Genomic DNA, 13,877 nt, shown 5'->3' on the forward strand with positions numbered 1-13,877 from the left:
GGGTGTGGAGAAGATGGCACGGAACGCGCGACGGGCGGCGCACCGCAGGTACGTTGGGATCGCGGTGCTCACCGCGGCGGTACTGCTGGGGGCGACCGCCTGCGGCGACGGCTCCGCAAAGGCCGCCGGGCCGGGCTCTGCGTCGACGCAGTCCCCGTCGGCCGGCGGGACCTTGGGCACCGGTTCCGGGTCGGGCAGCCCCTCGCCCACCCACCCCGCGGGCCCGCCGCTGCTGCTCGACACGATCGCCCCGGCCGACGGCGCCACCGTCGGCGTGGCGATGCCCGTCTCCGTGGAGTTCACCCACCCCGTCGCCCCATCCGCCCACGCCGCGGTCGAGCAGGCGATGAAGGTCACCACCTCCACCCCGGTCACCGGCGCCTGGCACTGGTTCGGCAACACCCGCGCGGACTGGCGGCCCCAGAACTTCTGGCCCGCCGGCACCCGCGTCACCGTCGACGCCCGCCTCACCGGCATAGCCGACGGCAACGGCCGCTACGGCATCCACGACTACCACCACGCCTTCACCATCGGCGCGGACTGGGAGACCAGGGTCGACGCCCCCGCCCACACCATGGACGTCTACCTCGACGGAGTCCGCCAGAAGCACTTTCCCATCGACGCCGGCAGCGCACAGTTCCCCACCTGGGACGGCACCATGGCCGAGATGGAGAAGGCCCCGTCGGTGCACATGACCTCCTGCAGCGTGCACATCACCTGCGACCCGGCCAACGTCAACTTCTACGACGTCACCCTGCCCTGGGACGTCCGGCTCACCACCTCCGGCACCTTCGTCCACTACTCCACCGCCCACCCCAACCCCGGCCAGTCCACCTCCCACGGCTGCATCCACCTGTCCCTGGCCGACTCCCAGTGGTTCTACGCCCACGCCCACCAGGGCGACCCCGTCACCGTCACGGGCACCCCGCGCGGCCTCGTCCCCGGCGACAACGGCTACGCGGCCTTCACCCTGAGCTGGAGCAGCTGGCTGGCCGGCAGCGCCACCGGAGCACAGCAGACCACCAGCTGAACCGGCCCCCGGTGCCGCCCGCCTACGCTGCGGGTCGGCGCAGGACGTAGCCGATGCCCCGTACGGTGTGGATCAGTCTGGGGGTGCCGTTCGCGCCGGAGTCGAGTTTGCGGCGCAGGTAGGAGATGTAGGACTCGACGATGCTGAGGTCGCCACCGAAGTCGTAGGCCCAGACGTGGTCGAGGATCTGCATCTTGGAGACGACCCGGCCGGTGTTGTTCAGGAGGTACTCGAGCAGTTTGAACTCGGTCCTGGTGAGCGCGACCGCGTGGCCGCCGCGCAGCACCTGGTGCCCGACCGGGTCCAGCTCCAGATCGGCCACGACGAGTCGGCCGTCCACGTCCGGGCAGCCGGCGCGGCGGAGGATCGCCCGGATCCGGGCGATCAGCTCCTCCAGACTGAACGGCTTGGTGACGTAGTCGTCGCCACCGGCGGTCAGACCGTTGACCCTGTCACCCAGTCCGTCCTTGGCCGTCAGGAAGATCACCGGCAGCCGGTCACGCTCGGCGCCCTCGGGTGTCGCCGCGAACTCGTTGCGAAGCCGCCGGACGACCGCGAATCCATCGGTGTCGGGCAGCATGACGTCGAGCACGACCAGATCGGGGCGGTCCCGGGCGACGGCCGCCACCGCCTCCGCCCCCGAGGCCGCTGAGGTCACCCGGAAGCCTGCGAATGTGAGGGACGCGGAGAGCAGTTCGCGGATGTTGGGTTCGTCGTCGACGACCAGCAGGCTGGCCTCGGTCATGTCCATGAGCGGCGGCTCCCGTAGGAGGAGTGGTCGAGTGATCGGAAGGCCTGCGTCCCAGGCGGGATCGGCATGAGGACAGGCCATGGCTCAGCCCCTGGTGCCACCGGCGCCCGCGGTGCTCCCGCCCTCGCTGACCGTGGTTGCCGTCACGTTGCCCGAGGAGTCCGTGGTGCCGCGGACGGTCACGCTCTGTCCCGGTTGCAGCCGGCTCACCGTGCTGCTCTTGGCGATGCTGACGGTGGTGGAGCCGGTGGTGGTGACCTTGACGATGTTCCCGGAGCTGTCGGTCAGGTAGATGGTGTTGCCGTCGACCAGCTTGACCGTCCCGGTCGTGGCCCCGCCGCCCCCGCCGCCCCCGCCTCCGAAGCCACTCGCGCCAGTACCGCCCCCCGCCGCGCTCCCGGCAGCTCCGGCACCTGCGGCGCCTCCGAGGCCGGGGAATCCGGAGGCTCCGCCCGTCGCACCCGAGCGCAGTTTGGCGAACGCCGAGGCCGCGCTGCCCGCGCTGGAGGTGCCGCTGTTCTTCTCCACCATCGCGCCGGCGACGAAGGAGCCGGCCCCGAGCACTCCGGCGACGAGCAGCAGGGTCAGCCAGGGCAGTTTGCGTCGCGGCGGGGCGGCCAGCTCGGCGGCGATGTCCCGGGCGTCCGGCGCCTGGGACAGGACGTCCTCCGGGTTGAGCCGCTGTTCGCGGGTGCTGTCGTCCGGTGTGCCGGACACGAACTCCACCTCCCCCGGGTCCTCGCGCAGGCCGGGGACGATCGAGCCGTCGGCCTTCACCAGATCACTACGGCGTGCTGCCATGTCCGCGTCCTCCTTTAGAAGTTGTTGGCTGTCACTCATGGCGCAGCGCGTCGATCGGGCGCAGGCTCGCCGCGCGGTTGGCGGGGTAGCTGCCGAAGAACAGGCCGATGGCGACGGCGATGCCGAAGGCGCCCCAGACCGAGGCCGGGATCACCACCGGCTGGATTCCGACGATCGTGAAGCGGGCTCCGATCAGGGCGGCCACGACGCCGAGGCCGCCACCGATCAGTGACAGCAGCGTCGACTCGGCCAGGAACTGGCCGAGGATGACGCCCTTGGGCGCGCCGATGGCCTTGCGGATGCCGATCTCACGGGTCCGCTCGGTGACGGTGACCAGCATGATGTTGGTGATGCCGATGCCGCCGACCAGCAGCGAGATCGCCGCGACCGCGCCCAGCAGCACGGTGAACGTCTGCGTGCTGGAGGAGCGGGTCGCCAGCAACGTGGTCTGGCTGCTGACCCGGAAGTCGACCGCCGAGGCCGAGGCGATGCCGTGGGTGCCCATCAGGACGGTGGTGATCTCGTCGGTCGCCTGGGTGGTGGTGTCGGCCGAGCGCGCCTCGACCAGGATCTGGCTGAGCGAACCGAAGCCGGTGTAGGCGTTCTGCACGGTCGGCAGCGGCGCGATGATCACGTCGTCCGGGTCGTTGAAGCTGCTGGTGCTGCTGCCCTTGGTGGCCAGCTCGCCGACGACGGTGAGCGGGGTGCCGCCCAGGGTGATCTTCTTCCCGATGGGTGAGGCGGTGCCGAACAGGTCGGTCGCCGTGGTCGAGCCGATCACCGCGACCTTGCGCGAGGCCAGCACGTCGTCGTTGCTGAAGTAGTCCCCGGTGGCGATCTTGCTGTTGGACGCCTCGAAGTAGGCCGGGTAGGTGCCGATCACCGAGCTGACCGTGTGCGAGGTGCCGTCGTAGAGGGCGGTCTGCGGGGTCTGCACCTCGGGCGCCACGCCCTTGATGTCCGGCCCCTGGGTGGTGTCGGCGAGCGCCTGGGCGTCCGCGATGGTGAGCGGCTTGGTGCTGGTCGCCGTCGACTGCGCGCCGAAGCCGGCACCCGAGCTGACGGTCAGCGCGTTGGTGCCGAGTGCGTCGATGGAGTTGACCACGGCCTGCGAGGAACCGTTGCCGACCGCCAACAGCAGGATGACCGAGGCGACACCGATCAGGATGCCGAGCATGGTCAGCCCGGAACGGACCTTGTTGGCCGCGAGTCCGCTGACAGCGAAGCGCAACGTCTGGAGCGGGTTCACCCTTGGATTCCCGTCTGCGCGTGCTGGATCCGCGGGACGTGGTGCGCGCCGCGGGGCTGCTCGGGACCCTGGACGTACAGCGAGTTCGCGGCGAAGCGGGTCGGATCGAGCAAGGCGGGCGGAGGTCCCAGGACCGGGGCTTGGCGCACATCGGAGTCGACACGGCCGTCGACGAGTCGGACCACGCGCTTGGCGTGCCGGGCGACCTCGTCCTCGTGCGTGATCACCACGACCGTGCGGCCGGCGGCGTTGAGCCGGTCCACGATGGCGAGGACGTCGTCGGTGCTGCGGGTGTCCAGGTTGCCCGTGGGCTCGTCGGCCAGCAGCATCGCGGGCGAGGTCACCAGCGCACGGGCCACGGCCACACGCTGCTGCTGGCCACCGGACAGCTCGTTGGGCCGGTGGTCGGCGCGGTCAGCCAGACCCACCATGCTCAACGCCGCGAGCGCCCGGCGGCGGCGCTCGGCCGGCTTCACCCCTGCGTACGCCAGGGGGAGTTCGACCTGGGCGACGGCGGTGGTGCGCGGGATCAGGTTGAAGGACTGGAAGATGAAGCCGATCTTGCGGTTGCGCACGAGCGACAGCTGGTGCTCGTCCAGACCGCCCACGTCGAGACCGTCCAGCAGGTAGCGGCCCGCCGTCGGCGCGTCCAGGCAGCCCAGGATGTTCATCAGGGTCGACTTGCCCGAACCCGAGCTGCCCATGATCGCGACGAAGTCGCCCTGGTGGATGCTCAGGTCGACGCCCATCGGCTCGCCCTGTCCGTTCAGGGGACCGGCGAGCGCGTGGACCGTGGCCTCGCCGGTGCCGTAGGACTTGACCAGCCGCTGCACGGTGATCACGGGGACCGGGTCGCGGGTCTCACCGGAGGCGGCGGCTGCCGGAGCGGTCCGCTTGCCCACCGCTCCGGCAGAACGACGCCTGAGGGCCGGAAGGGAGTGGCTCATCCGCGGCCACCTCCGCCCAGCGCACCAGCGGCGGCGCCGGCAGCGGCGCCGACCCGGCCGCCACCCGTCCCGCCGGGGAAGGCTCCGCTGGGGAACCCGTTGCTGCCGCCGGCCGAGACCACCGTCAGCTCGACCTTCTGGCCGAGGCTGACCCCGCTGGTGATCTGCACCTCGGTGTCTCCCTGGACGCCGACGGTGACCGTCTGCCTGGTGGTACTGCCGTCGGCGCCGACGAGAGTCACCGTGCCGCTGCTGCCGCTGCCGGTGAGCGCCGTGGTCGGCACGTAGAGCGCGTTCTCGGCGTCGCCGGTGACCACCTCGACGCTCGCGGACAGGCCGGTCCGCAGACTGCTGGTGTCGCTGGTGATGGCCATCGTCGCGGCGTACTGCACCGCGCTGGAAGACCCACCACCACCGCCGCTGGAGCCGGAGGAACCGGAGGAACCGCTGCTCACCGGGAGCGAGCTGATCGAGACCACCTTGGCCGGAAGGGTGGCCCCGGTCGCGTTCAGGGTCACCGTGGCGGCCTGCCCGGCCTTCAGCTTCAAGGCGTCGGCCTCGGAGAAGTCGGCGCTGACCTCCATCCCGCTGGGGTTGGTGATGACCACGAACCCTGAGGGCGAGCCCGAACCGGAACTGGAGCTCGACGAGGAACCGCTGCCGCCACCCGATCCGCCGGAACCCGAACCGCCACCCGTGCCGCCGGAACCCGTGCCGCCGGAACCTGAACCGCCGGAACCTGAACCGCTGGAACCTGAACCGCTGGAGCCTGAACCGCCCGAGCTCGAACTGCCGGTGCCGGAGACCGTCTGGCCGACCTTGCCGCTCACCGACGCCACCGTGCCGCTCACCGGCGCGGTGATGACCGTGCCGGCCACCTCCGCCTGCGCGGCGGCGACGGCGTTCTGGGCCGAGGTCACCTGTTGTTCGGCGTTCGCCAACTGCACCGGGTCCACCGTGGGGGCTGCCGTGGCAGCGGTCACCGCCTCGACGTCGGACAGAGCGGCCGCCTGAACGACGGCACCGGCCGTGTGCGACTGCGAGCCGCTGGAGGACGCGGAGGCGGACGAGGTGGGCTTTGCGGGCGCACTCGCCGAGGGCTTGCTGCTCGGCTTCGAGGAGCCGGACTGCGAGGAGCCGGGCTTCGGCGAGGGGGAACTGCTGTGGGTGGTGCCGCCCGGCGCGGAGCCGCTGGAGCCGCCCGAACCGCCACTCGAGCTCCCACCGGAGCCGCCACCGCCCGAACCCGTGGCGGAGGTGGAGTCGTTGCCGGCCTCCACACTGGTCAGGTTCGCCTCGGCGGAGGTCAGCGTGGCCTGCGCCGAGCTGAGTGCCTGGTTCGCGTCGGTCGGATCGACCTTCGCCAGAACCTCGCCCTGGGTGACCTTGTCACCTGGCGCCACGTAGACCTTCGTCAGCGTGCCGCCGGTGACGAAGTCGACCCCCGCGTCGGAGGGAGAGATCAACGACCCGGAGCCGTCGACCGTCGCCTGCACCGTGCCCTGGGCTACTGTCGCGGTCTTGATCGCGGACTTCGCGGGAGTACTGCTGTCGTTCACTGCCGCGTAGGCGGCCCCTGCGCCCGCCACCAGCACAAGGCCGAGTACGGCATTCGACAGGACGGCCCGGCGCCGCCGTGGAAGCAACTTCATGACGCCACAGCGTGGCCCGCCGACCTGTCGGAACCTGGCACAAGCCTGGGAGTTTCCCGGGCACCTCACCTCAAGAATGCGCACCAACTACGACATTTGCTCCGTACCTTGGCGTGCTTGACAGGCCGGGCACATCCGACGCCTATCAACTCACAGGCAGTCGGCGGTCTCCGCCCAGGCCACTGCTACGGCGGCGCGGTGAGATCCAGGGCCAGGGCATCCCAGCCGCCAGACAACCGTGGTCCTGCTGCCCACCCGCAGTCCGGCGCCCTCGGCCAGTCCGAGCGCCTGACACACCACCGCAATCTCGAACCTGCGAGAGGCCGGCGGCCTCCTGGCCTCCGGCCTCTCGCGTCAGTCCCCCGAATCAGCCGGCGCCGCCGGGCATCCGCGGCGCGGCGACGGCAGGGTCAGCCCCGCCCGCCACCACCGCCGAAGCCGCCAGCGCCACCGCCACCGCCACCGCCACCGCCACCGAGGGCACCACCGCCACCACGGCCGCCGCCGAAGCCGCCACCTCCGGCAGTGCCACCTGTCGTGGCCGTCGTCACCTGGACCTTGTCGCCATCGGTCAGGCCGCTGAGAATCTGCACGTCGCTGTCGCCGGCGAGGCCCACCTTCACACTCACGGACCGGGTCTTGCCGTCGGCCAGGACCTCGGTCGCGAGCCGGGTGGTGCCGGTTCCGGTGAGCGCCGCCGTCGGCAGGTACAGCGCACTGTCCACTTCGCCCGTCAGGACCGAGACGGTTGCGCTCTGACCGGTGCGCAGATCACTGGTGGGGCTGGTGATGACCAGCAGCGCCGCGTAGTTCACCGTGCCGGACGAGGACGAGCCGGAGGAACTGCTCACGGGGAGCGAACTGACGGACAGCACCTTGGCGTTGAGCTCCGTCCCTCCCGTGGTCAGGGTGACGGTGGCGGCTTGGCCCTTGGCCACCTTCAGCGCGTCGGCTTCGGCGAAGTCGGCGGTGACCTCCATGCCAGTCGGGTTGGTGATGACCACGAAGCCGGTGGGCGCGGTACCCGCGCTGCTGGTGGTGTCGCTGCTCGCGGAGACCGTCCCGCCGACCTGACCGGCGACCGAGTCCACGGTCCCGGCGATCGGCGCGGTCAGCACGGTGCCGGCCACGGCGGCCTTGGCGGCGGTGACCGCGTTCTGGGCCGACGTCACCTGGGACTCTGCCTGGGTCTCCGCGGAGGCGCTCACGGTGGGTGTGGCCGTCACGCCGTTGACGGTGGTGGAGCTGGGGTTCTCGACCTGGTTGAGGTTGGCCTGGGCAGCGGTGAGCGCAGCCTCGTCGTCGGCGAGGGTCGCGTTGGCCGAGGTCGGGTCGATCTTGGCGAGCACCTCGCCCTTGGTCACCTTCTGCCCGGCCTTGACGTAGACCGCGGTGAGAGTGCCGCCGGTGGCGAAGTTCACGCCGGCATCGCTGGGGGAGGTCAGGGTCCCGGCAGCGCTGGCCGTCGCCAGCACCAGGCCCTTGGCCACCGTGTAGCTGGTGGTGTTCGCCGAACTCGTGCCGGCGCTCGACGCTGGATGCACGGTGGCGTAGGCAGCCCCAACCCCGGTCACGAGGAGGACAGCGAGGACGGAGTTGAGCAAGGCGGCCCTGCGCCGCTGTGGGAGCACCTTCATAGGTGCACATGGTGTTCCGTCAGTTGAGCGAAGCCCTGGAAGAAGCCTGGGTATCCGCTGTCAAAGGTGGCGCTCCCCTGATCGGCCAAGGCCGAAGCCCCGGCCGCGCGATCGGCCTCAGTCTCCCGACAGCCTCTGCCAGCGCCCCGCCGATTCCAGCCGACTCCCGGGAGCCCTCGTGAATGGCGCGCACAGTGCGGCCCGGCTCAGCGCAGCCAAGCCAGGCGGCCAGGCTCGGAACATCACCGCCCCCTTCGTCGCACCACGATGGCCGGGATCCAAGGCCCGGCACGGCTGCGGCCCGCGTAGGCCCAGGTGGGAGAGCTTCGATCCGAAGATGAGTGCGAGGGCCATACTGATCTGCATGGCCCTCGCACCGGGTGTGGGATGCCCCGTTCCCGCCCTCGCCGTCCGGATCTGCACGTGGTGGTGAGGTGTGCGGAGTGCTCCGTCACCTGTGCGCGATGCTGAGCTGCAGTGTTGGTGGGGAATCGAACCCCTGCGTTGCTCTTCACGCGCCATGGGCCGGATAGACCGCCGGCCCGCGGTGTGTGCACGCCTCCGTGACGACTACCTGCTTCCCACACCCAGCTTGTGAGAGGTCAGTCCTCGATCAGGTCGATCTCCCAGTTGGTGCGCTGGATCAAGGTGTCCACCTCGCGGATCTCCTTGGCCAGAACGTCCGCCTGGGCGCGGAGTTCGGCGACTGGCAGCGCGGACAGAATCCTCAGTTCGGACCGCAGCTGGCGTACGGCTCCGCGCTGGTCGCGCCCCGAGGCGGCGTCGGCGGCTGACGTGATCACCGAGTGGCGCAGCCGAAGGACGTCACGGCGGGCAAGGGCGTCGGTGAGGGTTCCGCCGCCCTCGACGGTCGCGGCGGAGTTCGTCCGGTTGATCTGGCGGATCAGCCGCTCCAGCTCGTCCAGCACTTCGCCGGCCTCTGCCAGGACCTCCGCCGCGTTCTCGGCCGGTTCCTCGCCCTCCTGGTAGCGGGCGCTGCCGACGACGCGCGTGCGCAACTGCTCCACCCGCCGTACCGCAGCAGCCCGCTCTGCGAGCGCTTCAGCCAGTTTCACCGCGTCATCACCCCTACGTCCTGCCGATCGTCCAGCAAGTATGCACGTCAGCAATCGGCGGGCCCCGCCCTGCGGAGCGGGGCCCGCCGGGCACCTGCGGGCGGCTGCATCTAAAACTGCAACTAGGGAACGCCGAAGGCCCCGACCGCCAGAGGGGTCGGTTCGTCTGCCCTGGTGGGCGGGTACGGAGGATACACATCTGTAGCGCGCCGCATTACGCCGCGATACGCTGGCTCCATGAAGACCATCACTCAGCGAGAGCTCGCGGCGCGCTCCAAGGCCGTGCTCGACGACGTGGAGGCGGGTGAGACGTACCACATCACCCGAAACGGCACGGAGATCGCCGAGGTCCGCCCGCTCAGCAGTAGGCGCCGTTTCGTCCCGGTGGAGGAACTCCAGCGGAAATGGCGCCACGCGCCACAGGTCGACGCGGCTCTGATGCGAGCGGAGGCGGACGAGTTCTTCGACTCCGAGGACCGCGTGGATGACCACCGCAATCCATGGGATCGCGCATGACCGGCAGGCTGCCGCGCGGGCTTCTGGACACGTGCGTCGTCATCGATCTCCCGCTGATCGACTCCAGCCTCCTGCCCGTGGAGGCGGCCGTCTCCTCGATCGTCCTGGCTGAACTGGCCCAGGGCGTCGCGATGACGGGCGACCCAGCCGAGATGATGGCGCGAGCGCAACGCCTGGCCGACGTGGAGGCAGAGTTCGCGGCCATCCCCTTTGACCGGGAGGCCGCCCGCAGGTTCGGGACGCTGGTGGCGCTCACCGTCAAGGCGAATCGCAACCCCCGCCCCCGTCGGATGGACCTGCTGATCGCCGCGACCGCCGCCGCCCACGGACTCCCACTCTTCACGCGGAACGCTGACGACTTCAAGGGGCTGGAACAGGGCGTCGAGATCATCTCGGTGTGATCTCTCCCGCTCGGCCGCTTGGGACTGTGAATGAGCGGACGAACGCAGAAGGCCCGCACTGATTCCCTGGGCGGGCCTTCTACCTGCGGAGAATACGAGATTCGAACTCGTGAGGGGTTGCCCCCAACACGCTTTCCAACTGTTCGTCCGGGGGTCCAGGGCGGTTCGTCACCGTCCTGACCTGCGACGCAGTGGTCGAAAGCGAAGCGCTCGGACACCCGCGAACGCAGCCGAATGCAACCCGAACTGCAACCCTCCCGCTGGTGAGCCAGCGGCCTTATGCTGCCTCAGCTACGCCGTCGGCCACCCCAACCATCAGGACCGATCAGGCAGCGGTCCTGATGGCCGGCACCCTGCTCGGCCTGGGTCAGCCCGTCCGGGTACCAGCGGGCAAAAGTCAAGGGCGCTGACCCGCTGCCGGGTAAGAGCCCAGCTCATCGGCGGATTCGCCGCAGCTGGGCTCAACGCGTCTCATGTGGTTGCGCGGTCGTAAGCGGGATCACCCCCGTTCCTTGTCGAACTTCGACGACGACCAGAAGTAGCCGAGCACCGTGAGACCGAGGCACCACGCGATCGCGATCGCGCCGTTGTCGCCGATCTTGCTGTGGAGGAGCAGGCCTCGGAGGGTTTCGATGGCGGGGGTGAAGGGCTGGTAGCGGGCTATCGGCTGGAACCAGCCCGGCATTGTGTGCAGGGGTGTGAAGGCGCTGGAGATGAGTGGCAGGAGGATCAGGGGCATCGCGTTGTTGCTTGCTGCTTCCGCGCTCGGGCTGATCAGGCCCATTCCTACTGCAATCCAGGTCAGGGCCAGTGCGAAGAGGACCAGCAGGCCGATGGCTGCCAGCCATTCCACCGGCGTCGCGTGGGATCGGAAGCCGATCGCCACCGCTACCGCGCCTACCAGCAGGACGCTGACGATCGCCTGGATCACGCTGCCGATCACGTGGCCGACCAGGACTGACGAGCGGTGGATCGCCATCGTGCGGAAGCGGGCGATGATTCCTTCGGTCATGTCGTTCGAGACCGATACCGCTGTGCCGACCACGGTGCTTCCGATCGTCATCAGCAACAGGCCCGGGACGAGGTAGGCGATGTAGGCCGTCCGGTTGCCGCCGACGCCCGCGCTCATCGCTCCGCCAAAGATGTAGACGAACAGCAGCAGGAGCACGATCGGGGTCAGGAGGAGGTTCAGCGTCAGGGACGGGTAGCGGCGGGCGTGGAGGAGGTTGCGGCGCAGCATCGTCGAGGAGTCGCGGGCGGCCAGGGTCAAGGTGCTCATCGGACGTTCTCCAGGGGTCGGTCGGTGACCTCGGCCAGATCGGAGTCGGACGCGGCGGCCTGCGACGCGCCGGCGCCACCGGGCCAACTGTCCGTCAGGGCAAAGAACACATCGTCGAGGTCCGGCGTGTGGACGGTCAGCTCGTCTGCGGTGACGTGGTTCGCGTCCAGGCGGTCGAGGATGGCCCGCAGGCTGCCCTGGCTCCCATCGCTCGGCAGCTGAAGCGTCAGCGCGGCATCGTCCCGAGCGGCGTCGCGCAGCGTGTCGCCGGCCTCCTGGTACGCCTGCGGGCTGGTGAACCGAAGCCGCACATGGCCGCCGGGAACGAGTCGCTTGAGCTGGTCGGCGGTGCCTTCGGCCGCGATCTTGCCATCGTGCAGCACCGCGATGCGGTCGGCGAGTTCGTCGGCCTCCTCGAGGTACTGCGTCGTGAGCAGGACGGTGACACCGTCCGCGACCAGGTCCCGAACGGTCTGCCACATGGCGTGGCGGGCCCGCGGGTCCAGGCCTGTGGTCGGTTCGTCGAGGAAGACGATCCGCGGGTCGCCGACCAGGGTCATCGCGATGTCCAGGCGGCGCTTCATGCCGCCGGAGTAGGTGGACGCTGGCTTGTCCGCCGCGTCCGTCAGGTCGAAGCGCTCCAGCAGTTCCGCGGCGACGCGGCGGCCCTCGGCCTTCGTCAGGTGGTGCAGGTCGGCCATGAGGCGCATGTTCTCGATGCCCGTGATCAGGGGGTCGACGGCCGAGAACTGGCCGGTGACGCCGATCGCGGCGCGGACCGCCTGCGGGGCGGTTGCCAGGTCGTGGCCGCCGACGAGGATCGGGCCGGACGCTGGGTCAGCGGCCACGAGCGTCGAGAGGATCTTCACGGTCGTGGTCTTGCCGGCGCCGTTCGGGCCGAGCAGGGCGAAGATCGTCCCCTGCGGGATGGTCAGGTCGATGCCGTCGAGGACGATCTTGTCGCGGTAGGACTTGCGCAGCCCGGTGACGGTGATCGCGGGGGCGGCGAGGGTGGGTTCGGTCATGGCTGGTGCTCCTGTCACAGACTGCGGGCGGTGATGTCGCCCTGGGCCGTCATCGCATGGATGGTCAGCTGCACGGTGCCGTCGCTGTTCTTGAGCGCGTTGTGTATCCGGCCGTAGGTGGTCCCGGCGTCCAGGGCCGCGGACACCCCGTGCGCCGCGCCGACCGTCAGGTCGCCAACGCCAGTTCGGAGCTCAACGGTGCCGGTCACGGCCTCGTCGATGCGGATGTCGCCCATACCGGTGGTGATCCGCGCCGGGCCGCTCAGGCGGCCGACGGTGACGTCGCCGGCGTGGGCCGTCAGACGGGCGCCGGCGGCCTCGTCGATCTCGATGGCGACCGCGCCGTTCGCGCCGTACCCGCCGTCGACCGCGACGTCCCCGAGCGTTCCAACGCCCCGGAAGCCGACGGCGCCGGCCTTCACCTGGATGTGGGAGCCCGTGGGCACGTGGAGCGTCACCGCGACCGAGCCCGAGGGGCCGAGGATCTGGCTCCGGATCCTGGCCGCGGTCTCGATGCGCAGCACGCCCTTGCTGAACGCGAGCGTGGTCTGCTCCCCGAGCTTCACGTCGCGGCCCTTGGTCGCGTCGACCGGACGGACCTCGACGGTCGTGTCGGCCCGGTCTGCGGCGATGACCTCAACATGTCCCGCGGAGATGTCGAGGACGGCGGTGATCGGGGCCGGGGTGTCAAACCGCTGAGGGATGGTGGGGGTCATGGTGCTGCTCCTTGTCCAGGCTGCGGGCGGTGATGTCGCCGTGGGCGGTGGTGGCATGGATGTTCAGGGCGGCGCGGGCGCCGTCCGAGTTCCGCAGGGTGTTGATGATGCGGCCGGGGCCGACGCCGGCGTCGAGGGTCGCTGCCACTCCGGGGGCGGCGCCGATCGAGATCCGGCCGGTGCCGGTGTGCAGCGTGACCAGGCCCTGGCGGGCCTCGGCCACGGTGATGTCGCCGCGCTGCGTCCTGATCTCGCCGGGCCCGGCCAGCCGGCCGACCGCGACGTCGCCGGACTCCAGCACCAGGCGCACGGCGGTCGCCTCCTCGATGACGACCGACCCGGCCGCGCCCTCGAAGACGACCTCGCCGAGCGGGCCGACGCCGTGGAACGCGCCGACGGCCGACGTCGCCGCCACCCCGGACCCGGACGGCAGGTGCACGGTTACGTCGACGGACCCCGAGTCGCCCAGGACCCGCGGCACGGACCGCTCGGTGCCGACGTGCAGCACGCCGACGTCGAAGTCGACCCGGGTCCGTCGGGCCGCCGTCACGTCGCTGCTCCTGGTGGCGTCGTCCGGGCGGACCTCGACGGTCGCGTCGGACCGCTCGGAGGCGACACACAGGATGCGTCCCGCCGCGATTTCCACGACGGCGCGGATCGGCACAGCGACGAGGAAGGAGACCCGGGTCTCCGGTGCGTTCATGACGGTCATGGTCCGAACACCACCCCGGCCTCTCAAGAGACCGAGCTGCCTGTGGGGCGCTCGCGCAGCCGGCGAGAACCCGCTACCACCTGCA

14 protein-coding genes are annotated in these 13,877 nt (G+C 70.4%); 3 read left to right on the forward strand and 11 right to left on the reverse strand.

Translation table 11 applies throughout. The annotated features are described in order from the left end of the window. Positions 1–13 precede the first annotated feature (13 nt). Positions 14–1,030 carry an Ig-like domain-containing protein gene (locus ABH931_RS00325; RefSeq protein WP_370108645.1) on the forward strand — a complete coding sequence of 339 codons (1,017 nt, stop codon included), beginning with the start codon at positions 14–16 and terminating at the stop codon, positions 1,028–1,030. A 22-nt stretch (positions 1,031–1,052) separates the two neighbouring features. Here ABH931_RS00325 and ABH931_RS00330 read toward each other — a convergent pair whose 3' ends face one another. The 7 genes from ABH931_RS00330 to ABH931_RS00360 form a co-directional block, all read right to left on the reverse strand. After that, entirely contained in the window at positions 1,053–1,781 is a 729-nt protein-coding gene (locus tag ABH931_RS00330; protein ID WP_370108647.1) for a response regulator transcription factor, read from the reverse strand. Positions 1,782–1,865: 84 nt separating this feature from the next. Beyond that, positions 1,866–2,582, reverse strand: coding sequence for a hypothetical protein (locus tag ABH931_RS00335; protein WP_370108649.1), 717 nt, complete (start codon positions 2,580–2,582; stop codon positions 1,866–1,868). A 31-nt stretch (positions 2,583–2,613) separates the two neighbouring features. Beyond that, on the reverse strand, positions 2,614–3,831 hold the full coding sequence (locus ABH931_RS00340) for an ABC transporter permease (protein ID WP_370108650.1): 1,218 nt from the start codon (positions 3,829–3,831) through the stop codon (positions 2,614–2,616). After that, positions 3,828–4,778, reverse strand: coding sequence for an ABC transporter ATP-binding protein (locus ABH931_RS00345; RefSeq protein WP_370108652.1), 951 nt, complete (start codon positions 4,776–4,778; stop codon positions 3,828–3,830). The genes ABH931_RS00340 and ABH931_RS00345 overlap by 4 nt, the downstream gene beginning before the upstream one ends. Then, the gene (locus ABH931_RS00350; RefSeq protein WP_370108654.1) at positions 4,775–6,430 is read right to left on the reverse strand and encodes an efflux RND transporter periplasmic adaptor subunit; all 1,656 of its coding nucleotides are present in this window, start codon (positions 6,428–6,430) and stop codon (positions 4,775–4,777) included. Before ABH931_RS00350 ends, ABH931_RS00345 begins: the two co-directional genes overlap by 4 nt. Before the next feature lie 410 nt (positions 6,431–6,840). Continuing rightward, complete coding sequence (locus tag ABH931_RS00355; RefSeq protein ID WP_370108656.1) at positions 6,841–8,067, reverse strand: efflux RND transporter periplasmic adaptor subunit; 1,227 nt, start codon at positions 8,065–8,067, stop codon at positions 6,841–6,843. Between the two features lie 602 nt (positions 8,068–8,669). Beyond that, the gene (locus ABH931_RS00360) at positions 8,670–9,143 is read right to left on the reverse strand and encodes a DIP1984 family protein (protein WP_370108658.1); all 474 of its coding nucleotides are present in this window, start codon (positions 9,141–9,143) and stop codon (positions 8,670–8,672) included. A 237-nt stretch (positions 9,144–9,380) separates the two neighbouring features. Here ABH931_RS00360 and ABH931_RS00365 point away from each other — a divergent pair, with 237 nt between their 5' ends. Continuing rightward, positions 9,381–9,659 carry a type II toxin-antitoxin system Phd/YefM family antitoxin gene (locus ABH931_RS00365; protein ID WP_370108660.1) on the forward strand — a complete coding sequence of 93 codons (279 nt, stop codon included), beginning with the start codon at positions 9,381–9,383 and terminating at the stop codon, positions 9,657–9,659. Beyond that, positions 9,656–10,060, forward strand: coding sequence for a type II toxin-antitoxin system VapC family toxin (locus ABH931_RS00370; RefSeq protein ID WP_370108662.1), 405 nt, complete (start codon positions 9,656–9,658; stop codon positions 10,058–10,060). Before ABH931_RS00365 ends, ABH931_RS00370 begins: the two co-directional genes overlap by 4 nt. 499 nt (positions 10,061–10,559) lie before the next feature. Here ABH931_RS00370 and ABH931_RS00375 read toward each other — a convergent pair whose 3' ends face one another. Genes ABH931_RS00375 through ABH931_RS00390 form a run of 4 tightly spaced genes read right to left on the reverse strand, consistent with a single transcriptional unit; the run spans position 10,560 to position 13,783 of the window. Further along, positions 10,560–11,339 (reverse strand): ABC transporter permease, encoded by a 780-nt coding sequence (locus ABH931_RS00375; protein WP_370108664.1) that lies wholly within the window; start codon positions 11,337–11,339, stop codon positions 10,560–10,562. Further along, positions 11,336–12,364 carry an ABC transporter ATP-binding protein gene (locus tag ABH931_RS00380; RefSeq protein ID WP_370108666.1) on the reverse strand — a complete coding sequence of 343 codons (1,029 nt, stop codon included), beginning with the start codon at positions 12,362–12,364 and terminating at the stop codon, positions 11,336–11,338. Before ABH931_RS00380 ends, ABH931_RS00375 begins: the two co-directional genes overlap by 4 nt. 14 nt (positions 12,365–12,378) lie before the next feature. Further along, positions 12,379–13,080, reverse strand: coding sequence for a DUF4097 family beta strand repeat-containing protein (locus ABH931_RS00385; protein WP_370108667.1), 702 nt, complete (start codon positions 13,078–13,080; stop codon positions 12,379–12,381). After that, entirely contained in the window at positions 13,052–13,783 is a 732-nt protein-coding gene (locus ABH931_RS00390; protein WP_370108668.1) for a hypothetical protein, read from the reverse strand. Before ABH931_RS00390 ends, ABH931_RS00385 begins: the two co-directional genes overlap by 29 nt. Positions 13,784–13,877 lie beyond the last annotated feature (94 nt).

The organism is Streptacidiphilus sp. MAP12-33 (genome assembly GCF_041261265.1).
Lineage (GTDB): Bacteria > Actinomycetota > Actinomycetes > Streptomycetales > Streptomycetaceae > Streptacidiphilus.